Origin of the sequence: Streptomyces sp. NPDC006925 (assembly GCF_042869575.1) — a bacterium.
Taxonomy (GTDB): domain Bacteria; phylum Actinomycetota; class Actinomycetes; order Streptomycetales; family Streptomycetaceae; genus Streptomyces.
This window is the reverse complement of sequence record NZ_JBIAGB010000035.1, coordinates 31,670-51,645: the sequence shown is the minus strand read 5'-3', so window position 1 is coordinate 51,645 and position 19,976 is coordinate 31,670. Positions and strand designations below refer to the sequence as shown.

At 72.3% G+C, this 19,976-nt stretch carries 20 protein-coding genes; 16 read left to right on the top strand and 4 right to left on the bottom strand.

Annotated elements, in window-relative coordinates:
• Positions 1-100 precede the first annotated feature (100 nt).
• Together ACFYNS_RS30030 and ACFYNS_RS30025 are read left to right on the top strand one after the other, a co-directional pair.
• Positions 101-301: a hypothetical protein gene (locus tag ACFYNS_RS30030; RefSeq protein ID WP_388605946.1), complete on the top strand. Its 201-nt coding sequence runs from the start codon at positions 101-103 to the stop codon at positions 299-301.
• Positions 302-393: 92 nt separating this feature from the next.
• A complete protein-coding gene (locus tag ACFYNS_RS30025; RefSeq protein WP_388605944.1) occupies positions 394-828 on the top strand; it encodes a hypothetical protein in 435 nt (144 codons plus the stop codon).
• Positions 829-903: 75 nt separating this feature from the next.
• On the opposite strand, the gene ACFYNS_RS30020 is transcribed toward ACFYNS_RS30025, so the two are convergent.
• Entirely contained in the window at positions 904-1,563 is a 660-nt protein-coding gene (locus tag ACFYNS_RS30020) for a transposase family protein (protein ID WP_388605942.1), read from the bottom strand.
• Positions 1,564-1,938: 375 nt separating this feature from the next.
• Between ACFYNS_RS30020 and ACFYNS_RS30015 the strand changes: the two genes are divergently transcribed.
• From ACFYNS_RS30015 to ACFYNS_RS29990, 6 genes are all read left to right on the top strand, one after another.
• The gene (locus ACFYNS_RS30015) at positions 1,939-3,135 is read left to right on the top strand and encodes an argininosuccinate synthase (RefSeq protein ID WP_388605940.1); all 1,197 of its coding nucleotides are present in this window, start codon (positions 1,939-1,941) and stop codon (positions 3,133-3,135) included.
• Between the two features lie 86 nt (positions 3,136-3,221).
• The gene (gene argH, locus ACFYNS_RS30010; RefSeq protein ID WP_388605938.1) at positions 3,222-4,667 is read left to right on the top strand and encodes an argininosuccinate lyase; all 1,446 of its coding nucleotides are present in this window, start codon (positions 3,222-3,224) and stop codon (positions 4,665-4,667) included.
• A gap of 218 nt (positions 4,668-4,885) precedes the next feature.
• Positions 4,886-5,854: an aldo/keto reductase gene (locus ACFYNS_RS30005; RefSeq protein ID WP_388605936.1), complete on the top strand. Its 969-nt coding sequence runs from the start codon at positions 4,886-4,888 to the stop codon at positions 5,852-5,854.
• Between the two features lie 111 nt (positions 5,855-5,965).
• Positions 5,966-7,051 carry an alpha/beta fold hydrolase gene (locus ACFYNS_RS30000; protein WP_388605934.1) on the top strand — a complete coding sequence of 362 codons (1,086 nt, stop codon included), beginning with the start codon at positions 5,966-5,968 and terminating at the stop codon, positions 7,049-7,051.
• Between the two features lie 202 nt (positions 7,052-7,253).
• On the top strand, positions 7,254-7,805 hold the full coding sequence (locus ACFYNS_RS29995; protein WP_388605932.1) for a TetR/AcrR family transcriptional regulator: 552 nt from the start codon (positions 7,254-7,256) through the stop codon (positions 7,803-7,805).
• Positions 7,802-9,346: an MFS transporter gene (locus ACFYNS_RS29990; RefSeq protein ID WP_360298299.1), complete on the top strand. Its 1,545-nt coding sequence runs from the start codon at positions 7,802-7,804 to the stop codon at positions 9,344-9,346. The genes ACFYNS_RS29995 and ACFYNS_RS29990 overlap by 4 nt, the downstream gene beginning before the upstream one ends.
• A gap of 115 nt (positions 9,347-9,461) precedes the next feature.
• Here ACFYNS_RS29990 and ACFYNS_RS29985 read toward each other — a convergent pair whose 3' ends face one another.
• Complete coding sequence (locus ACFYNS_RS29985; RefSeq protein ID WP_360298338.1) at positions 9,462-10,139, bottom strand: lysophospholipid acyltransferase family protein; 678 nt, start codon at positions 10,137-10,139, stop codon at positions 9,462-9,464.
• Positions 10,140-10,425: 286 nt separating this feature from the next.
• On the opposite strand from ACFYNS_RS29985, the gene ACFYNS_RS29980 reads away from it, so the two are divergent.
• From ACFYNS_RS29980 to ACFYNS_RS29970, 3 genes are all read left to right on the top strand, one after another.
• On the top strand, positions 10,426-11,589 hold the full coding sequence (locus tag ACFYNS_RS29980; protein WP_388605930.1) for a glycerophosphodiester phosphodiesterase: 1,164 nt from the start codon (positions 10,426-10,428) through the stop codon (positions 11,587-11,589).
• Positions 11,590-11,725: 136 nt separating this feature from the next.
• Positions 11,726-12,409 (top strand): sigma-70 family RNA polymerase sigma factor, encoded by a 684-nt coding sequence (locus tag ACFYNS_RS29975; protein WP_388605929.1) that lies wholly within the window; start codon positions 11,726-11,728, stop codon positions 12,407-12,409.
• Positions 12,400-12,894 (top strand): GNAT family N-acetyltransferase, encoded by a 495-nt coding sequence (locus ACFYNS_RS29970; protein ID WP_360303615.1) that lies wholly within the window; start codon positions 12,400-12,402, stop codon positions 12,892-12,894. Before ACFYNS_RS29975 ends, ACFYNS_RS29970 begins: the two co-directional genes overlap by 10 nt.
• Here ACFYNS_RS29970 and ACFYNS_RS29965 read toward each other — a convergent pair.
• Positions 12,891-13,364, bottom strand: a complete 474-nt coding sequence (locus tag ACFYNS_RS29965) for a hypothetical protein (RefSeq protein WP_388605927.1) — start codon at positions 13,362-13,364, stop codon at positions 12,891-12,893. The genes ACFYNS_RS29970 and ACFYNS_RS29965 overlap by 4 nt on opposite strands.
• Positions 13,357-13,728: a hypothetical protein gene (locus ACFYNS_RS29960; protein ID WP_360303613.1), complete on the bottom strand. Its 372-nt coding sequence runs from the start codon at positions 13,726-13,728 to the stop codon at positions 13,357-13,359. The genes ACFYNS_RS29965 and ACFYNS_RS29960 overlap by 8 nt, the downstream gene beginning before the upstream one ends.
• Before the next feature lie 70 nt (positions 13,729-13,798).
• Between ACFYNS_RS29960 and ACFYNS_RS29955 the strand changes: the two genes are divergently transcribed.
• From ACFYNS_RS29955 to cbiE, 5 genes are all read left to right on the top strand, one after another.
• Positions 13,799-14,452, top strand: coding sequence for an HAD-IA family hydrolase (locus tag ACFYNS_RS29955; protein WP_388605925.1), 654 nt, complete (start codon positions 13,799-13,801; stop codon positions 14,450-14,452).
• 456 nt (positions 14,453-14,908) lie between these two features.
• A complete protein-coding gene (locus ACFYNS_RS29950) occupies positions 14,909-16,030 on the top strand; it encodes a methionine ABC transporter ATP-binding protein (protein ID WP_388605923.1) in 1,122 nt (373 codons plus the stop codon).
• A complete protein-coding gene (locus tag ACFYNS_RS29945; protein WP_388605921.1) occupies positions 16,027-17,556 on the top strand; it encodes a MetQ/NlpA family ABC transporter substrate-binding protein in 1,530 nt (509 codons plus the stop codon). Before ACFYNS_RS29950 ends, ACFYNS_RS29945 begins: the two co-directional genes overlap by 4 nt.
• A gap of 140 nt (positions 17,557-17,696) precedes the next feature.
• Complete coding sequence (locus ACFYNS_RS29940; RefSeq protein WP_360300882.1) at positions 17,697-18,371, top strand: GNAT family N-acetyltransferase; 675 nt, start codon at positions 17,697-17,699, stop codon at positions 18,369-18,371.
• A 132-nt stretch (positions 18,372-18,503) separates the two neighbouring features.
• Entirely contained in the window at positions 18,504-19,748 is a 1,245-nt protein-coding gene (gene cbiE, locus ACFYNS_RS29935) for a precorrin-6y C5,15-methyltransferase (decarboxylating) subunit CbiE (RefSeq protein WP_388605919.1), read from the top strand.
• The last annotated feature ends 228 nt before the right edge of the window (positions 19,749-19,976 follow it).

Here is a 19,976-nt window from a genome sequence, read left to right as displayed (position 1 = left end):
CATTCCAGCAGTACCTCGACACCCGCGGCCTGACCTGGGAATGCTGGTGGCGACAGGGGAAATGAGGTCACGCCCAAGATCCCCGACAGAGTCGCACACTTTGGAGAATACGAAGATTCGATACCTCAACGACAAACGCATCTCGGCTCTCGCGCAGGAGTGGGATTCGGTCAACAGCGACTGGGCGAACAAGCCGGAGCACGAAGGTGAGGGGTGGGACGGAGAATACGGGTGCAGGGAAAAGTTCTACTCCGCCGCCGACCATGGAAAGCTCGACCACAAGGCGCGGGTGGGCGACTGATGCGCCGATGCGCTCGGGCGGTCCCGCACGCTCTGGTCGTCGCTGCTCTCGGCACGGGGCTCGTGGCCTGCGGTGAGGGCGAGTCCTATGCCGTGCCCGAGAAGCTCTGCGGAACGCCCGTCAAGAGCAAGCCGCTGGAGAGGCTGCTGCCGGAGGGTAGGAGGCTGAAGGAGAAGAGCAGCCGCGGCACCAACGGGACGAGCTGCGATGTTCTCGTCGACGGAAAGCTCTCCATCGCTGTGGAGGAGAGTCATCCACCCAAGTACGTCAAAGCCATGAAGTTCGGCCTGCCGGAGAACCCCGTCCCCATCCGGAATCTTCCCTACAAGGGTGAGGGTAGGGTCGATGACGACAATTCCGTGGTCATCGTTCCCTGCCGGACGCCCCGCACCCGATATCTGGCGGTCCGAGTCACCTCCATACGCACTCCCGACGACATCGGGGCCAAGGATCTGCGCAAGAGTCTGCGGGAGCTGGTCGTTCCCGCGACAGCAGAGATCAAGAAAGAGAAGAAGTGCGGCAGCTGACCTTCCTGGCCGCGGCTCAGTGAACCTCATTCATGCTGACCTGCAGCTATTTAGGATAAGTTCAGTGAGGTCTTCTCAGCGACTCGTCCCCATGCGGTCGTGAGCGTGAGTGAGGCCTTGGTGATGTCGCCGAGCGGCTCGGACGCAGGGTGATGTGCTGGAGGGCGGCACAGCGTTGTTTGAGGGCAACTGCGGCGCGTTCGCGGAGGGCTCGGATGCCGCGCCGGAGGCGGTTGTGGGTGCGGTTGTCCAGACACAGCGGCGAGGGAATGCCGGGGTGCGGCCGCAGCGGGGTGTGGATGCCGATCCCTGCGCCGGTGTATCCGACGTCGGCGAGCGTGGGCAGTCCATCGCGGGCCGCCGGGGTAGAGGGCCGGCAGCACGTAGGTCGTGGATCGAGCCCGGTTCGACGTCGGAGACCCACAGAGGGTCGCCGTTGGGGGCGGCGAGGAACTGGACATTGTCGGCGAAGTGCCGCTTCTTGCCGGAGAACCAGACATCGTTGCCCTTCTCCGTCCTTTCCGCGACACGGTCGCCGGAGATCAGGGTGCCGTCCAGGATGACGTAGGGCATGGCGTCCTCATGGCACTGCCGCCGGACCTCATGGAGGTCAGGGCTGTCCTGCGCCGAGGCGTCGATGCCCTCGTGCAGGTAGCGGTAGCCGGTGGCCTGGGAGGCGCCGGCGTCACGGGCAAGGCAGGAGACGCGGCCGACCTCCCGGAACCAGCGGACCACGCCGCAGAGAGTGGGGACGAACGACGTTCCCGACCTCCCCGAGGAGGACGGCGAGCACGGCTTCAGTGCGTCGGCAGCCCGCGGTCGAGGCGCCGCCGGGTCCGCGGACGGTGGGGACGCTCCTGGTACGCGCCATCGGGTAGCCGCTCGGCCCATGGGGTAGCCGTGTGGGGCGGCCCCGGTCGCCGGTGCGTCCCCCGTCGCGGGCGGCTGGGGCCCCTCCCGCGCCTCCGGGGGCAGAGAGGCCGGTCCGGCGGTGCCGGGTGGCTGCGTTCTCTGTCAGGCGTGCGTTGTTGCAGGTCAGGCAGGCGTTGACGAAACATACGGCGGAGTGCATACTTATACCAGTCAGCGCATGCACGTAAGGAGAAGCCAGTGACCGAGCGCGTCGTACTCGCCTACTCAGGCGGCCTGGACACCTCAGTCTGCATCGGCTGGATCGCCGAGGAGACCGGTGCCGAGGTCGTCGCCGTCGCCGTCGATGTCGGTCAGGGCGGCGAGGACCTGGATGTCATCCGCAAGCGCGCGCTGGCCTGCGGTGCCGTCGAGGCCGAGGTCGCCGACGCCAAGGACGAGTTCGCCGAGGACTACTGCCTTCCGGCGATCAAGGCCAACGCGCTCTACATGGACCGCTACCCGCTGGTCTCCGCCCTCTCCCGGCCCACCATCGTCAAGCACCTGGTGAGCGCCGCCCGGAAGCACGGCGCCGGCACGGTCGCCCACGGCTGCACCGGCAAGGGCAACGACCAGGTGCGGTTCGAGGCCGGCATCTCCTCCCTCGCACCCGACCTCAAGTGCATCGCGCCGGTCCGCGACTACGCCATGACCCGGGACAAGGCCATCGCCTTCTGCGAGGAGAAGGGCCTGCCCATCGCGACGTCCAAGAAGTCGCCCTACTCCATCGACCAGAACGTCTTCGGCCGTGCGGTGGAGACCGGCTTCCTCGAGGACATCTGGAACGCTCCGATCGAGGACGTGTACGAGTACACCTCCAACCCCGCCACCCCGCGGGAGGCCGACGAGGTCGTCATCACGTTCGAGAAGGGTGTGCCCGTCGCCCTGGACGGCAAGCCCGTCACCGTCCTGCAGGCCGTCCAGCAGCTCAACGAGCGGGCCGGGGCCCAGGGCATCGGCCGGATCGACATGGTCGAGGACCGGCTGGTGGGCATCAAGTCCCGCGAGGTCTACGAGTCCCCGGGCGGCATCGCGCTGATCACCGCCCACCAGGAGCTGGAGAACGTCACCGTCGAGCGCGAGCTGGCCCGCTACAAGCGGCAGGTCGAGCAGCGGTGGACCGAGCTGGTCTACGACGGTATGTGGTTCTCCCCGCTCAAGCGGGCCCTGGACGGCTTCATCGACGAGGCCAACGAGCACGTCTCGGGCGACATCCGGATGACGCTGCACGGCGGGCGCGCGGTGGTGACCGGCCGCCGGTCCGACCAGTCGCTGTACGACTTCAATCTGGCCACCTACGACACCGGTGACACCTTCGACCAGTCGATGTCGAAGGGGTTCATCGAGATCTTCGGCCTCAGCAGCAAGATGGCCGCCAAGCGCGACCAGCAGGCGTAAGCTCGTCGGCCCTGCCCCGCCCTTCCGTTCGTCGGGAAGGGCGGGGCAGGGTCACTCTCCACCACCACACGGACAGGCACCCACCAGTGAGCAGCGAGAACAGCGACAGCGCCGACAACGGGGACGTCCGCCTCTGGGGCGGGCGCTTCGCGGACGGCCCGGCGGAGGCCCTCGAGAAGCTCTCCGCATCGGTCCACTTCGACTGGCGCCTGGCGCCGTACGACATCGCGGGCTCCCGCGCCCACGCCCGCGTCCTGCACACGGCCGGACTGCTCACCGGCGACGAGCTGAGCCGGATGCTCGACGGCCTGGACGCGCTGGAACGGGATGTCGCCTCCGGCGACTTCCAGGGCACGATCGCCGACGAGGACGTGCACACGGCGCTGGAGCGCGGCCTCCTGGAGCGGCTGGGCAAGGACCTCGGCGGCAAGCTGCGTGCCGGTCGGTCCCGCAACGACCAGGTCGCCACCCTCTTCCGGATGTACCTGCGGGACCACGCCCGGGTCCTCGGCGGCCTGCTGGCCGATCTGCAGGGCGCGCTCGTCGGCCTCGCCGAGGCGCATCCGGACGTGGCGATGCCGGGCCGCACCCACCTCCAGCACGCCCAGCCCGTTCTCTTCGCGCACCACGTCCTGGCGCACGCCCAGGCGCTCGCCCGGGACGCGGAGCGGCTGCGGCAGTGGGACACCCGCACCGCGGTCTCCCCCTACGGCTCGGGCGCGCTGGCGGGGTCGTCGCTCGGCCTCGACCCGGAGGCCGTCGCCGCGGATCTCGGCTTCGAGGGCGGCAGCGCGGCGAACTCGATCGACGGTACGGCCTCCCGCGACTTCGTCGCGGAGTTCGCGTTCGTCACCGCGATGATCGGCGTGGACGTCTCCAAGATCGCCGAGGAGGTCATCCTCTGGAACACGAAGGAGTTCTCCTTCGTGACGCTGCACGATGCCTTCTCGACCGGCTCCTCGATCATGCCGCAGAAGAAGAACCCGGACATCGCCGAGCTGGCGCGCGGCAAGTCCGGCCGGCTGATCGGGAATCTGACCGGGCTGATGGCGACGCTCAAGGCGCTGCCGCTGGCCTACAACCGGGACCTGCAGGAGGACAAGGAGCCGGTCTTCGACTCCATCGACCAACTGGAGCTGCTGCTGCCCGCGTTCACCGGCATGATGGGGACGCTGACGGTGCACGGCGACCGGATGGCCGAGCTGGCCCCCGCCGGGTTCTCGCTGGCCACGGACATCGCCGAGTGGCTGGTCAAACGGGGTGTCCCGTTCCGGGTCGCGCACGAGGTGGCGGGTGCCTGCGTGCAGGAGTGCGAGCGTACGGGCATCGAGCTGGACGAGCTGACCGACGCGCAGTTCGCCGCGCTCTCGCCGCATCTCACTCCCCAGGTGCGCGAGGTGCTGAACGTGCCGGGCGCGCTGGCGGCACGGGACGGCAAGGGCGGCACCGCGCCCTCCGCGGTGGCCGCGCAGCTCGCCGACTTCCGCGCCGACCTGGACGAGCAGCGCGCCTGGGCGGACGCCAAGCGCTGATCGGCCGTCCGCCGTCCGCCGTCCGCCGTCCGCCGTCCGCCGCTCCTCCGGGCCCCGGCCCGCGGGCGGCGCGCGGGTGGGCGCGTCCGGCCGGGTGCCGGAGCGCGCCCGGCGACACTTCCGGGCCCCGCACCGGGTGCGGGGCCCGGAGGCGTGTGCCGGGTACGGTGGAGCGACCGGAGCCGCCACCGTCGAAACCGCCCGGCCGGGAGCAGCCGATGTCCTTCGCCCGTCTCGCCTCTGCCACCACACCGACGGCCCACCTCGGCCTCGGGCTGGCCGCCGTCGGCCGTCCCGCCTACCTCACGCTCGGCCGGGAGGCGGACCTGCCCGCGGAGCGCACCCCCGAGGCGATGCGGGCCCGGACGTACGAACTCCTGGACGCCGCCTACGCGCAGGGCGTGCGCTACCTCGACGTGGCCCGTTCCTACGGGCGTGCCGAGGAGTTCCTGGCGGACTGGCTGCGCGAGCACCCGGAGGCCGACGTCGTCGTCGGCAGCAAGTGGGGCTACACCTATGTGGGCGAGTGGCGTACGGACGCCGAGGTGCACGAGGTCAAGGACCACTCCCTGGCGGCGTTCGAGCGGCAGCTCGCGGAGACCCGGGAGCTGCTGGGGGACCGGCTCGACCTCTACCAGATCCACTCGGTGACCCCGGACAGCCCCGCGCTGACGGACACCGCGCTGCATCAGCGGCTGGCCGAACTGGCGGCCGAGGGTGTCACGGTCGGCTTCAGCACCAGCGGCCCGGCGCAGGCCGACGCCATCCGCGCGGCACTGGCGGTCACCGTGGACGGCGAGCCGCTCTTCCGTACCGTCCAGAGCACCTACAATCTGCTGGAGACCTCCGCCGCCGACGCGCTGGCCGAGGCGCACGAAGCGGGGCTGACGGTACTGGTCAAGGAAGCCCTGGCCAACGGTCGGCTGGCAGGCGGTCAGGAGCCCCGGGACCTGCACCTGGCGGCCGAGGCGGCGGACACCACTCCGGATGCCGTCGCGCTGGCAGCCGTTCTGCGGCAGCCGTGGGCCGGGGTCGTCCTCTCCGGTGCCGCCACCGTGGGCGCGCTGCACTCCAATCTGCTGGCCACCGCGGTCGACCTGGACGAGACCCAACTGGCCCTGCCGGGCGACCTGGTGGAGGAGCCGGAGGTCTACTGGCGGCGCCGCGCCGAGCTGCCCTGGGAGTGACGCCGCAGGTCACCCCGGTGGCGGAGCGGCAGAGCTGCGGATTTCGTTGCATGTTCAACCGACTCCGGGGCAGGTGGTCTCCCGCACATTGAGACACTGGGAGACCGAGAAATGAAAAAGGCATCGAGAGCCGCGCTGGCGCTCACCCTCTCCGTGGCCGCGGTGGCCGGCGGGATCGGCTTCACCGCCGGAGCCTCGCAGGCCGAAGCCTCCAGGAAGCCCGAGCCCGCGGTCCAGGACCGGTTCGACCCGCTCGGCCCGCCGATGCACCAGCTGCGCCACGAGGGCCGCACCGTGCACTACGCGGACACCGGCGAGAGCGAGGGCACCCCCGTGCTCTTCGTGGGCGGTACCGGCACCACGGCCCGCGCCTCGGGCATGACGGAGTTCCTGCGCACCACCCGGCAGAAGCTGGGCCTGCGGATGATCTCCGTGGAGCGGAACGGCCTCGGCGACACGGAGTTCGACCCGGAGCTGGGCTTCGCGGACTACACCTCCGACGTGCGCGCCGTCCTCGACAAGCTCGGCATCCGCAAGGCGCCCGTGGTCGCGATCTCCGGGGGCGGCCCCTACGCGGCGCACTTCGCCGCGGCCGCGCCCGGGCGGGTCTCCTCCCTGCACCTGGCGGCTGCACTCCCGCCCTACGGCGAGAAGCCCGGATACTGCGGCAGGAGCGACGAAGAACTGGCGTCGGCCGTCCGCGAGCAGATCCGCGACCCGCGCGCGTGGTGGGCCTTCCCCGAGGACAGCCCCGTGCGGAAGATCCCCGGGTTCACCGACCGGGCCGAGGAGGACGGCGCCCGTTCCTACTACCTGCGCGGCCAGCTGGGCGACCCCGAGGCGCAGGTCCACGAGCAGCGGCTGTACTGCGAACGCCCCGGCCCCGACCTGTCCGGACTCAGGGCGCCGGCCTTCGTGTACACGGGCGCGAAGGACACCACCGTCCCGCCCGCGACGCAGGCACGCTGGGCCGACGCGCTGCCCCGCGAGCCGGTCACCCGCCGCTACGACGACAGCGGCCACGACGTGCAGTACCGGCACTGGGACCAGATCCTGCTGGACGTCGCCGGCTACGCGGACCGCACCGCCGTGTGCACCGGCAGGGGGAGCGGTGCCAAGACCCGGGTGCTGCCGGAGAAGGCCGCCGAGCGGGCCCTGAAGAAGGGCGCCACCCTGGGGAGCTGCGCCTGGCGCTGACCCGTGGCAGCCGGGCCCGTGCGGGCGGCCCCCGCGGGCGGCCCTCCGCGCAGACGGCGCGCCCGCCGCCGGGGACGGGTGCGCCGCCGCCGGCGGGCAGCCCGGTGAGCCGTGCGGGCCTCCACGCCCCGCCGCACTGCGGCGGGGCGCTTTCCGTGCCTCACATGCGACATTCATGTCTCACATGGAGTACTGTTGTCTCATGAGTCTGGATCGGGAAGAGCTGCTGAGCACCGCCGCCGACGTCCTGACCCGACGGCCGACCTCCTCCATGGACGACATCGCCAAGGCGGCCGGGATCAGCCGCGCGACGCTGCACCGGCACTTCGCCGGGCGGGAGGCGCTCATCCGCGCGCTCGAACAACTCGGCCTCCGCCGTCTCGACGCGGCACTGGACGCCGCCCGGACGGAAGAGGGGGACGCGGCCGACGCGGTGCGCCGGGTCATCGCCGAGACCGAGCCGCTGGCCGGCTTCCTCGGCTTCCTCGTCACCGAGAACCAGCTCTTCGAACCCGGCGAGCAGCACGCGGGCTGGACCAGGATCGACGAGCGCATCAGCGCCCTCTTCCAACGCGGACAGCGCCAAGGGGCCTTCCGGATCGATCTGTCCCCGGCCTGGCTGACCGAAGCGCTCTACGCGCTGATCACCGCCTCGGCCTGGGCGGTCCAGGACGGCAGGGTCGCGGCCCGCGACTCGGTACGGATGACCGCGGAGCTGCTGCTCGGCGGCGTACGGCGGAGCGTGGAGGAATGAGCGGCAGCACCACCGCCACCGGTCCCGGCAGCACCCCGGCGGACACCGGCCCCTCCCGGCTGCGGTGGGTGGCGCTGGCCGTGCTGGTCCTCGCCGTGCTGCTGGTCGGCATCGACGTCACCGTGCTCGGCCTGGCCGCGCCCTTCCTCAGCGAGGACCTGCGGCCCTCCAGCACCCAACTGCTGTGGATCGGCGACGTCTACTCGTTCGTCATCGCCGGAATGCTGGTCTCCATGGGCAGCCTCGGCGACCGGATCGGCCGCAAGAAGCTGCTGCTGACCGGGTCCGTGGCGTTCGGCGCGCTGTCGGTGCTCACCGCCTACGCGCACAGCCCCGAGGCGATGATCCTGTGGCGGGCGCTGATGGGCGTGGCGGGCGCCACCCTGATGCCCGCCACCCTCGCGCTGATCCGCAACATCTTCCCCGACCCGCGGGAGCGCAGCCTGGCCGTGGGCATCTGGGGCGCGATGACGGCCGCGGGCACCGCCGTCGGCCCGGTCGTCGGCGGGTTCCTGCTGGAGCACTACTGGTGGGGCTCGGTCTTCCTGATCAACCTGCCGGTGATGGTGGTGCTGGTACTGGTCGGCGCCAAGCTGCTGCCGGAGTCCAGGAACCCGGCCCCGGGCCCCTGGGACCTGCCCAGCGTCGGACTGTCGATGGTGGGCCTCATCGCGCTCGTCTACGCCGTCAAGGAGACCGCCACCCACGGCTTCAGCTGGGACGCCGTGGCCGCGGCTGTGGTCGGAGCGGGCGCGCTGTACGCGTTCGTGCGGCGCCAGTTGCGGCTGCCCGCGCCGCTGCTGGACATGCGGCTGTTCGCCCACCGCGGCTTCAGCGGCGCCGTCCTCGCCGATCTGCTGACCATCCTCGGGCTGTCGGGACTGGTCTTCTTCCTCTCCCAGTTCCTCCAGATGGTGCAGGGCCGCTCCCCGTTCCAGGCCGGTCTGGCCGAACTGCCCGCCGCCATCGGCTCCGTCGTCGCGGGCCTGTTCGCGGGCCGGGTCGCCCGCCGTACGTCCGTGCGTGGGGCCGTCTCCGGCGGGCTGGCCGCGGTGGGAGCCGCCCTCGGCGCCTGCCTGTGGCTCCAGCCGACGACGAGCTATCTGCTGCTGGGCGGTGTGCTGCTGGTGGTGGGGGTGGGCGCGGGCCTGGCGTTCACCGTGACCGCGGACGTCATCCTCTCGACCGTTCCCAAGGAGCAGGCCGGCGCGGCCTCGGCGGTCTCCGAGACCGCCTACGAGTTGGGCGCCGCGCTCGGCATCGCCCTGCTGGGTTCGGTGGTGACCGGCGTCTACCGCTCCTTCGGCACCCCGCAGGGCGTTCCCCCGGACGCGGCCGAGCACGCCCGGCAGTCGCTGGGGGAGGCGGTGCGGACCGCGGACGCGCTGCCGGCCGCCGCAGGGACCGGACTGCTGGACGCCGCCCGCGACAGCTTCACCGAAGGACTGCGGTACGGGGCCGGTGCCGGGGCCGTCGTCCTGCTCGCCGCCGCGTTCCTGGCCTGGCGGCTGCTGCGCGGGCAGCGGCTGGAGGAGGGCTGAGCGGCGGCGCACCGCACGCCTGCCGCGGAGTCCGGCTGCCGGAGCCGGTCCGGACCCGGCCGGTGCCGACGGACCCTGCGGGCCGCGGACGAAGCGCCCCGGCCCGGGCGCTCCCTCAGGCCGCCTTCGCCTTCGTGGCGTAGACGTCCACGTACTCCTGGCCCGACAGGTCCATCACGTCGCTCATCACCTCGTCGGTCACCGCGCGGAGCACATAGCGGTCCCGGTCCATGCCCTCGTACCGGGAGAAGTCCAGCGGCTCGCCGAACCGCACGGTGATCCGGCCGCCGCCGATCCGGGGGAGGCCGTTGCCGCCCGGCTGCACCTCGTCCGTGCCGATCATGGCGAACGGCACCACCGGCGCGCCGGTCATCAGGGCCAGCCGGGCGATGCCCGTACGGCCGCGGTAGAGCCTGCCGTCGGGGGAGCGGGTGCCCTCGGGGTAGATGGCGAAGACGTTCCCCTCCTCCAGCACCCGGCGGCCGGTCATCAGCGCGGCCACGCCGCCGCGTCCGCCGTCCCGGTCGACGGGGATCATGCCGACGCCGGTGAAGAACCACGCCATCAGCCGGCCCTTGAGGCTCCTGCCGGTGACGTACTCGTCCTTGCCGATGAAGAAGACCTGCCGCGAGGTCACCAGGGGGAGGATCATCGAGTCGAGGAACGTGAGGTGGTTGCCGGCCAGGATCACCGGACCCGAGCCGGGGATGCGGTCGGCCCCTTCGACCCGCGGCCGGAACAGCACGCGCAGGAGCGGGCCGAGCACTGCCTTGATCAGCCGGAAACGGGACAACGGACCCTCCGCCCAGTCGGTATGGCCGTGCGCGTGGTCGATGCGCACGGAAGCGCAGATGAGGACGATACTCGCCGCTCCGGGTACCCGGCACACCGGGTTTCTTGCACCGTTACGAGGAATTGACGTGGATTGCGTCCGTATTGCTCAGGTGCTCGCGCGTCGCCCGGCCGGTGTTTCGGCCGTGTTCGCACGGACGTCTCCCCGCCGCCGCCCGGCCGGTCCTACGATCAGCCCGACATGTGGCAGGGCCGGACATCGGTGCCACCGGGACTGAGGAGAGCGCATGGGACAGGAGCAGCAGCCGGGCCGCAGAACAGTGCTCGGCGCCGCGGCGGTGCTGAGCGCGGCGGGTACGGGCGCGGTCGCCCTCGGCGGTGGCACCGCGCAGGCCGCGGCGGCCCGCACCGACGGGCACGGACACGGCCACCGGCGGCTGCCGACCCCGGCCGTCATCGGGCACCGGGGCACCAGCGGCTACCGCCCCGAGCACACTTTCGGCTCCTACCAACTCGCCCTCGACATGGGCGCCGACGTCATCGAACAGGACCTCGTCCCCACCAAGGACGGGCACCTGGTGTGCCGGCACGAGAACGACATCACCGCCACCACCGACGTCTCCGACCACCCCGAGTTCGCCTCCCGCCGGACCACCAAGACGGTCGACGGGAAGGAGCTCACCGGCTGGTTCACCGAGGACTTCACCCTCCGGGAGCTGAAGACGCTGCGCGCTGAGGAGCGGATCCCGCAGCAGCGGCAGCGCAACACCCTCTACGACGGCCGCTGGGAGGTGCCCAGCTTCGCCGAGGTCCTGGAATGGGCCGAAAAGCAGGGCAGGCGGCGCGGACGCCCGGTGTGGCTGCACATCGAGACCAAGCACCCCACCTACTTCCGCAAGCTGGGCCTCGGCCTGGAGGAACGGCTGGTCACCCTGCTGCGGCGGTACGGGCGGCACAAGGCGCACGCCCCCAACTTCCTGCAGTCCTTCGAGCCGAGCAGCATCCAGCGGCTGGACAAGCTGGTGGACTGCCCCCGCGTCGTACTGCTCTCCGGCCCCACCTCGCGCCCCTGGGACTTCGTGGAGTCGGGCGACCCGCGCACCGTCGCCGACCTGGTGAAGCCCGAGGGTCTGAAGTGGATCGCCGGCTTCGCCCAGGGCATCGGCCCCACCCTCGACCTGATCATCCCCCGTAGGGAGGACGGCTCGCTCGGCGAGGAGACGACGCTGGTGCGCGACGCGCACGCCCGGAAGCTGGTGCTGCACCCGTACACGATGCGCAACGAGAACACCTTCCTGCCCGCCGACTTCCGCAAGGGGGACGACCCGAACGCGTACGGCGACGCGTTCGGCGCCTTCAAGCGCTGGTTCGAGACGGGGATCGACGGCATCTTCACGGACAACTGCGACACCGCGCTGCTGGCCGCCGCGGACTTCCGCGACCGCCGCTGACCGCTCCGGGCCGCCTCGCACGCTGCCCGCCGGCCCGTGCCTCCGAGCCAGGCGGCCGACCGGTCCGATCTCACTCGCACGAGTGATGCGCCGCCCGTTCCGCAACCGCGGACGGGCGGCGTGCGTGCAGCCGCGTATGAGCGAACCCCACGTGCCGCGGCCCGCCTCGCGGGAGCCGGAGCTGCGGGCACTGCTGTGGGCCGAGTGCACCGCCGAGGCCGCGGCGCTGCCCGGCACCGATGCCGAGGACCTGCTCCAGGGCGTCCGGTTGCGCTGGCTGGAGCGACTGCGCGCGTCCGGCCCGCCCGCCGACCCCGCCGCCTGGCTGGCCGCCGCGGTGCGCGCCGAGGCCCGCGGGGGCTCCCGCGGACCGTGCGGGCTGCCGGGGGCCGCCGGACCGCCACCGCCCCGCGCGGCCTGGCCGCAGCGGATCACCGCGGCCGACGGAACCGCCGATCCGGCCAGCGACACCGAGGCGCCGCTGCTGGCCGCCGAGCGCCGCCGCGAACTGGCCGCGGCCGTCGCCCGGCTGCCGGGGCGCTGCCCCGCCCTGCTGGGCGCTCTGCTGTCCCGGGAAGACCCCACATACCCGCAAATCGCCCGTGAGTTGGGAATGTCACAGGGTGCGCTGGGGCCGCTGCGTTCCCGCTGCCTGGAATGCCTGCGCAGAATGCTCGCGGCACAGGTTCCACCACCTGGACTCAGGGGAAGGGTGCGAGAGGCAACCGGCGTCACCAGGGCAGACAGCACGGACACGGCACCCTCACTCTCCCGTGCCCGTGCGCACACAACTTGGGGAGGCATGCGCACATGGGCATGAGCGTGACCATCTCTGCGGCGGACGAACACGACGCCGAACAGATACTGAAGCTCCAGTACCTCTGCTTCCAGAGCGAGGCGGAGCTCTACGGCGACTACCGCATCGAGCCGCTGGTCCAGACGCTGGAGGAACTGCGGGCCGAGCTCGCCGCGGGCTGCGTGCTGGTGGCCCGGCTGGGCGAGGAGGTCGTGGGTACCGTACGCGGCAGCGTCGACGCCGAGGGCACGGCGCGGATCGGCAGGCTGTGCGTGCACCCCCGCCTCCAGGGGCACGGACTGGGCGGCCGGCTGCTCGCCGCCGTCGAGTCCCACCTGGCCGACGCGTTCGGGCCCAAGCGCTACCACCTGGTGACCGGCAGCCGCAGCGAGAGCAATCTGCGCCTGTACCGGCGGCTGGGCTACACCCCGGTCGGTACCGAGCGCGACCGCCGCGTGACGCTGGTGGCGCTCGCCAAGGACGCCGCGGAGTACGCCGCCAGCGCCTAGGCTCCGGCAGCCGCCGGGCTGTGGTGGCCGCGCCGCAGCCACCACAGCCCCGTCACCGGCAGCAGCACCGGGATGAACAGGTACCCCATGCCGTAGTCCGACCACACCGTGGCATCCGGGAACGCGGACGGCTCCACCAGCGTCCAGGTGCCCACCGCCAGCACGCCGAACAGCTCCAGCGCACAGCAGGCGAGGGCGGCCCTCCTGGCCCCCTCGCCGCCGCGCACCAGGGACAGCGTGATGAACGCGTACACCAGCGCGGCCGCCGCCGAGAGCAGATAGGCCAGCGGCGCCTCGTGGAAGCGGGTGGAGAGCTGGACGGCCGAGCGCGAGGCCGCGCCCACCGTGAAGATCCCGTACAGCGTGACCAGGAGCTTGCCCGGTCCGGTGCTGATCCCCGCGCGCCCGCTCGCGGCCGCCGCGCCGTCCGCCGGGGTGCCGGCCGCCTCGTCCCTCGTGTCCTCAGCCACCGGTACCGCCTCCCCAGATGTCGTACAGCCGCACCTGGAGCACCGCCAGCACGACGGCGCCTGCGACCACCGTCAGCGAGCCCCACTTGGTGCGCTCCGTCAGTGAGAGCAGCCCCACCACCGGCACGCAGGCCACCACGCCGACCAGGTAGGAGAAGAAGATCACCGAGCCGTCGGCAGCCGTGTGTCCCCGCGCGGCCTGCACGATGCCGACCACGAGCTGGGCCAGCGCGAGCAGGGTCACCACGGCCATGCCGAGGAAGTGCCAGTCCTTGGTGGGCTGGTCGCGGTAGGCCGCCCAGCCGCACCACGCGGCCAGCACGAGCGCGGCCACGGCGAGCGCGACGGTGAGCGGGGTGAGCATGTGAAGGAGTCTAGAAGGGCGTCCGGGCCCGCCGACGTGCGCCCCCGGACGCCCGCGTACGCTGCCCGGCATGAAGTTCGAAGCCCCCGTGACCTTGCTGTTCGACAACGACGGCACCCTGCTCTCCTCGATGGACTCGGTGCTCCGCTGCTGGACGGCCTGGGCGCGGGAGTACGGGATCAGCCCGGAGGACTTCGCCGCCGTCGAGCTGCACGGGCGCCCGGCCGCGGACATCGTGGGCGATCTGCTGCCCGCCGAGCGGGTCCCCGAGGCCGTGGCCCGGATCGGCCGGATGGAGATCGAGGACGTGGCGCGGGGCGGCGCCGTCGCACTGCCGGGCACGGCCGAACTGCTGGCCGCGCTGCCGGAGGGCAGCTGGGCCGTGGTCACCTCGGCCACCCGCGAACTGGCGGAGGCCCGGCTGCGTGCGGTGGGCGTCGAGGCGCCGTTCCTCGTGGCCGCCGACGACATCACCCGCGGCAAGCCCGATCCGGAGCCCTTCCTGCTGGCGGCGCGGAAGCTGGGCGCCGACCCCGCGCGGTGCGTGGTCTTCGAGGACGCGCCCGCCGGATTGGAGGCGGGCCGCAGGGCGGGCATGGGCACCGTGGGGTTGGCCACAACGCACCCTCGCGAGGAGCTGCGCGCCGACGTCGTCGTCGAGCACCTCGGTTCGGTGACGGCCCAGGTCACGGCCTCGGGCGTGACCGTCGTCGCGGAGGACTGAACGCGGCGGGGACGGCGGTGCGGTGTCCCGCGGTGTCCATTCGACCGTCCGCGATGCGGACAGAGTGCGCCGTGCCGTCGGCCCTGTCTGATTTACTTTGCCCCATGAACACGACGAGCTGCCGCACCCTGGCGACCGAGGCGACGATGGCGCCCGGTGCTCGTTGTATGCCTGTGCGCGCCTGGCCGTCGCCCACCGGGCGAATGTGTGCCCGCTGAGGGCCCCCGCCTGAGCTGACCGAGGCGACTCGCGCCCCGAAGCGAGTCACACGCCCGCGTGCCGAGCACCGCGGGCAGAGCCGCTCCCGCCGTTCCCGCCCACCGGGCCGGAGGCCGGGGAGCACACCGTCCGCGCCCTGTGCGACGCAGCTGTGGATCCGCTCTGCCCGTACCGCTGCCGCACGCCTGCCCGGACGGCACCGCAAGCGCTCATCCCACCGACACCACGGACGATTCTGTGATCACCACAACGGACCTCACAAAGGTCTACCGCACGCGGGACCGCGAGGTCACCGCGCTGGACGGCGTCGACCTCCACGTCGAAGAAGGCGAGGTGTTCGGCGTCGTCGGCCGCAGCGGGGCCGGGAAGTCCTCGCTCATCCGCTGCGTCAACCTGCTCGAACGCCCCACCTCCGGCACCGTCACCGTCGACGGCCAGGACCTCACGGCCCTGGCCGCCCGCACCGGCAGCGGCAACCGCGCGGGCAGGGAGCTCCGCGCGGCCCGCGCCCGGATCGGCATGGTCTTCCAGCACTTCAACCTGCTGTCCTCGCGCACCGTGCTCGGCAACGTCGAACTGCCGCTGGAGATCCTCGGCCACTCCGGACAGCAGCGCACCCGCAAGGCGCACGAGTTGCTCGACCTGGTCGGACTCGCCGACCGGGCGGGGTCCTACCCCGGCCAGCTCTCCGGCGGCCAGAAGCAGCGGGTCGGCATCGCGCGCGCCCTCGCGGGCGACCCCAAGGTGCTGCTCTCCGACGAGGCGACCTCCGCGCTCGACCCGGAGACCACCCGCTCCGTGCTCCGGCTGCTGCGCGATCTCAAGGAGCAGCTCGGCCTCACGGTGCTGCTGATCACGCACGAGATGGACGTCGTCAAGGCGGTCTGCGACTCGGCCGCGCTGATGCGGAACGGGCGCGTCACCGAGTCCGGCACGGTCGCCGAGCTGCTGGCCACGCCCGGCTCCGAGCTGGCCGGCGAACTCTTCCCGGTCGGCGGGGAGCCCTCGGCGCCCGGCCGCACGGTCGTCGACGTCACCTTCCACGGCGAGACGGCGACCGAGCCGGTGATCTCCAAGCTGTCGCGGACCTACAACGTCGACATCTCCATCCTGGGCGCCGCGATGGACACCGTCGCCGGAAAGCAGGTGGGCCGGATGCGGATCGAGCTGCCCGGCGGATTCGAGGAGAACGTGGTGCCGATCGGATTCCTGCGCGAGCAGGGCCTGACCGTCGACGTCGCCGCGGTCGCCGGCGGTGCCGCGGACATCGCCGGCGACCCGTCCGGCGACCGGAGCGCGGAAGCGGTGGCGGCCCCGGCCGGGCAGTCCGCCGCACGCACCGAGGGAGGTGCCGAGTGAGCTGGTCACAGATGCAGCCGCTGCTGTTCCAGGGCTTCTGGGACACGCTCTACATGGTCGGCTGCTCCGCGCTCGTCGCGCTGGTCGGCGGTCTGCCCCTGGGGCTGCTGCTCGTCCTCACCGACAAGGGCGGCATGCTGCGGAACACGCCCGTGAACCGCGTGCTCGGCGCGCTGGTGAACGTGGGCAGATCGCTGCCGTTCATCATCCTGCTGATCGCGCTGATCCCCTTCACCCGCTTCGTCGTGGGCCAGTCGGTCGGCTCCACGGCCGCCGTGGTGCCGCTCGCCATCGGCGCGATCCCGTTCTTCGCGCGGCTGGTGGAGACCGCCGTCCGGGAGGTCGACCGGGGCCTGGTCGAGGCGGTGCAGGCGATGGGCGGCGGCACTCCCACCGTCGTCTTCAAGGCGCTGCTCCCGCAGGCGCTGCCGTCCCTGGTGGCCGGACTGACCACCACCGTGATCGTGCTGATCGGGTACTCGGCGATGGCGGGCACCGTCGGCGGCGGCGGACTCGGCTCGGTGGCCGTGCAGTACGGGTACCAGCGCTTCGAGACCGGCGTCATGGTCGCCACGGTCGTCGCGCTGATCGTCGTCGTCACCGCCGTGCAGCTGGTCGGCGACGCCGTCGTGCGGCTGCTGACGGCCCGCGGCGGCGGAGGGGGCGCCGACGGGGGCGCCGGGCGGCGGCTCGCCAGGCTGGGGCGCGGCCGTACCGCCGCGGTGGCCGCCGCCGTCGTCGTCCCGCTGGCCCTGATCGGCTACGGCGTCGGCCGGGGCGGTGAGGACGAGCAGACTCTCACAATCGCCGCCTCGCCCACCCCGCACGCCGAGATCCTGGAGTACGTCGACAAGCACCTCGCCGAGAAGGAGGGGCTGAAGCTCGACATCCGCAGGTTCAACGACTACGTGGTGCCCAACACCGCCACCGAGAGCGGCGAGGTCGACGCCAACTTCTTCCAGCACAAGCCCTACCTCGACGACTTCAACGAGAAGCAGCACACCCACATCCGGCCGGTCGTCGACGTCGAGCTGGAGCCGCTGGGCCTCTACTCCAGGAAGGAGAAGAGCCTCGAGGGCATCGGGTCCGGCGACACCGTGGCCGTCCCCAACGACAGCACCAACGAGGGCCGCTCCCTGCACCTGCTGGACGAACACGGGCTCATCGAGCTGAAGCCCGGTGCGGGGCCGGAGGCCACCCTCGGCGACATCGCCGACGCCAAGGGCCTCAAGTTCAAGGAACTGGAGGCCGCGGCGGTCCCCCGCGCTCTCGACGATGTGGACGCCGCCGTCGTCAACGGCAACTACGCCGTCGACGCCGGGCTCAACCCCGCTTCGGACGCGCTGGTGGCGGAGAAGGCCGAGGGCAACCCGTACGCCAACTTCCTGGCGGTCAAGGACGGGAAGCAGGACGACCCGCGGATCCGGAAGCTGGCAGAGCTGCTGAACTCCCCCCAGGTGAAGAAGTTCATCGAGGACAAGTACCAGGGGGCGATCGAACCGGTCTTCGGGCCTGTGGGATCGTGAGCCCACGGCCTGAACCGGGGAAAGTCCCCGTGTCGACAAGTCTCTGATCAGCGCCGGGTCCCCCTGTCGGGGCGGGCCCGGCGCTGCGCATCCCGGTGCCGATGCTGCATGCTGTGCACCCCGACGTGTAGGAGCGGCGCATGACCTCGACCTTCCCGGACATCTCGATCAGCACGGACCGGCTCGTGCTGCGCCCGTTCGAGGAAGCGGACGTCCCCGCGCTGACCGCGATGATGGCCGACGACCAGATCACCGCCTGGCTGGCGTCGCCCGTGCCCTACGACGAGGGCCGGGCCCGGGACTTCGTCACCCGCAGCGCCCCCGCCCGGCGCACCTCCGGCGACGGCATCGTCTTCGCCGTGACCGAACTGCTCACCCAGCGGCTCGTCGGTCTGGTCGAGTTGCACGGCGCGGACTGGCGGGTACTCTCCGCCCACGCGCTCTACGCCACCGCCTCCTGGGCCCGTGGCGAGGGGTACGCCTCCGAGTCGCTGGCGGCCGTCGCCCACTGGCTCTTCCAGGACCAGAAGTTCGAACGCCTGGAGCTGCGCACGGCGGCCGACAACACCGCAGCCCAGCAGGTGGCCCAGAAGCTGGGCTGCATCAGCGAGGGGGTGCTGCGCAACGCGTGGATAGCCCGCACCCGCACCGAGAACTTCGGGGCCTCGCGGACCGGGGCCCAGGGCGGCTGGGCGGAGATCCGCACCGACCTCATCGTCTGGAGCCTGCTGCCCGAGGACCTGGACGGCAGCTTCGACCAGTTCGCCGGAACCGGCGGCTACGCGCCCCACCCCGGCTGGCCCCGGCGGCACTGACACCGCCTGCCGGGCCCGGGGGCGCGGACCGCCGGAAGCGGCGGGGTGCGCGGACGCTGCCCCGCCGCGACAGGGGGTACGCTCTGTGGGCCCGACCTGCGATGTGCCCAGACCAGCCAGGAGACACCCACCATGGCCGACCGCGTCACCGTGATCGGGTGGGACGGTTCGCCGCTGACCGACGCAGCCCGCTCGGCGCTCGCGGCGGCCACCCTCGTCGCCGGAGCGGCGCACCATCTCGCCCTGCCCGAGGTCCCGCCACGCGCCGAGCGCATCCGGCTCGGCAGCACCTCCCTCGCGGCGCGGCGCATCGCACGCCACCGCGGCACGGCCGTCGTCCTGGCCGACGGCGACCCCGGCTTCTTCGGCGTCGTGCGCACCCTGCGCGCCCCCGAGCACGGCCTGGAGGTCGAGGTCGTGCCCGCCGTCTCCGCGGTCGCCGCGGCTTTCGCCCGCGCCGGGATGCCCTGGGACGACGCCCAGCTCGTGGTCGCCACCAGCCGAACGCTGCGCCGCGCGGTCAACGTCTGCCGCGCACACAACAAGGTCGCCGTGCTCACCTCGCCCGGCGCCGGGCCGGCCGAACTCGCCCTGCTGCTGAACGGGGTCCACCGCACCTTCGTCATCTGCGAGGCGCTGGGCACCGAGCGCGAGCAGGTCACCGTCCTCACCTCGGACAAGGTCGCCGACCACACCTGGCGCGACCCGAACGTGGTGATCGTCGTCGGGGGCAGCGGGGCGGGCGCCGACAGCGGCGCCACCCAGGGCACCGGATGGCTCGCGGGCCACGAGGTCGGCTACCCGCCCGCGGTCCGCGGCTGGGCCCTGCCGACGGCCGAGTACGCCGGAGAGCCCGCGGAGGGGAGCGGCGGCGGGCCGGCGGCGGGCGAGCCGGCGCAGTTGCGTGCCGCCCAACTGGCCTGGCTGGGGCCCCGCACGGGAGACCTCGTCTGGGACATCGGCGCGGGCAGCGGCGCGTTCGCGGTGGAGGCCGCACGGTTCGGGGCCGCGGTCATCGCCGTCGACAGCGACGCCGACGCCTGCGGCCGCGGCTACGCCGCCGCGCGGCGCTTCGGCGTCCAGTTGGAGATCGTGCACGGCGTCGCGCCGCACATCCTGGAGGACTTGCCCGAGCCCGATGTGGTGCGGATCGGCGCCGGGGGCACGGCCACCGTCACCGCCGTCGCGGACCGCCGCCCCGCCCGCATCGTCACGCACGCCGGCACCCGGGACGAGGCCGAGGCGGCCGGACGGGCCCTCGGGGAGCGGGGATACGCCGTCGAGTGCGCCCTTCTCCAGTCGGTGCGGCTGGAGACGGCCGGGTGGACGGAGACCGAACGCTCCGTCGTCTTCCTGCTGTCCGCCGTCCGGAACTGAACCTCTGTGACGTCGTGCGTGACGAACCGCGACGAAGTGCGCTTTCCCTCCCACCCCTGGCGGGCGGGGTCGGCCGTGCCGGGTAGGCTGATGGACTGTTGTGCCACCGTTCGGGGTTGACGCTTCGTCCGCCGTTGTCCGAATGGTGTAGCCGAAGGCACGTGCCGCACAGAGTGCGTGCTCGTTCTTCATCTGCGGGGCGCGGCGGTCCGTCCGCCGGTTGGAAGG

What these genes read in the sequence shown, in the direction of transcription:
- ACFYNS_RS30005 (WP_388605936.1), top strand. Translation starts at nt 4,886, where the DNA reads ATGTCCTTCGCCCGTCTCGCCTCTGCCACCACACCGACGGCCCACCTC.
- ACFYNS_RS30000 (WP_388605934.1), top strand. Translation starts at nt 5,966, where the DNA reads ATGAAAAAGGCATCGAGAGCCGCGCTGGCGCTCACCCTCTCCGTGGCC.
- ACFYNS_RS29995 (WP_388605932.1), top strand. Translation starts at nt 7,254, where the DNA reads ATGAGTCTGGATCGGGAAGAGCTGCTGAGCACCGCCGCCGACGTCCTG.
- ACFYNS_RS29990 (WP_360298299.1), top strand. Translation starts at nt 7,802, where the DNA reads ATGAGCGGCAGCACCACCGCCACCGGTCCCGGCAGCACCCCGGCGGAC.
- ACFYNS_RS29980 (WP_388605930.1), top strand. Translation starts at nt 10,426, where the DNA reads ATGGGACAGGAGCAGCAGCCGGGCCGCAGAACAGTGCTCGGCGCCGCG.
- ACFYNS_RS29975 (WP_388605929.1), top strand. Translation starts at nt 11,726, where the DNA reads ATGAGCGAACCCCACGTGCCGCGGCCCGCCTCGCGGGAGCCGGAGCTG.
- ACFYNS_RS29970 (WP_360303615.1), top strand. Translation starts at nt 12,400, where the DNA reads ATGGGCATGAGCGTGACCATCTCTGCGGCGGACGAACACGACGCCGAA.
- ACFYNS_RS29960 (WP_360303613.1), bottom strand. Translation starts at nt 13,728, where the DNA reads ATGCTCACCCCGCTCACCGTCGCGCTCGCCGTGGCCGCGCTCGTGCTG.
- ACFYNS_RS29955 (WP_388605925.1), top strand. Translation starts at nt 13,799, where the DNA reads ATGAAGTTCGAAGCCCCCGTGACCTTGCTGTTCGACAACGACGGCACC.
- ACFYNS_RS29940 (WP_360300882.1), top strand. Translation starts at nt 17,697, where the DNA reads ATGACCTCGACCTTCCCGGACATCTCGATCAGCACGGACCGGCTCGTG.
- cbiE (WP_388605919.1), top strand. Translation starts at nt 18,504, where the DNA reads ATGGCCGACCGCGTCACCGTGATCGGGTGGGACGGTTCGCCGCTGACC.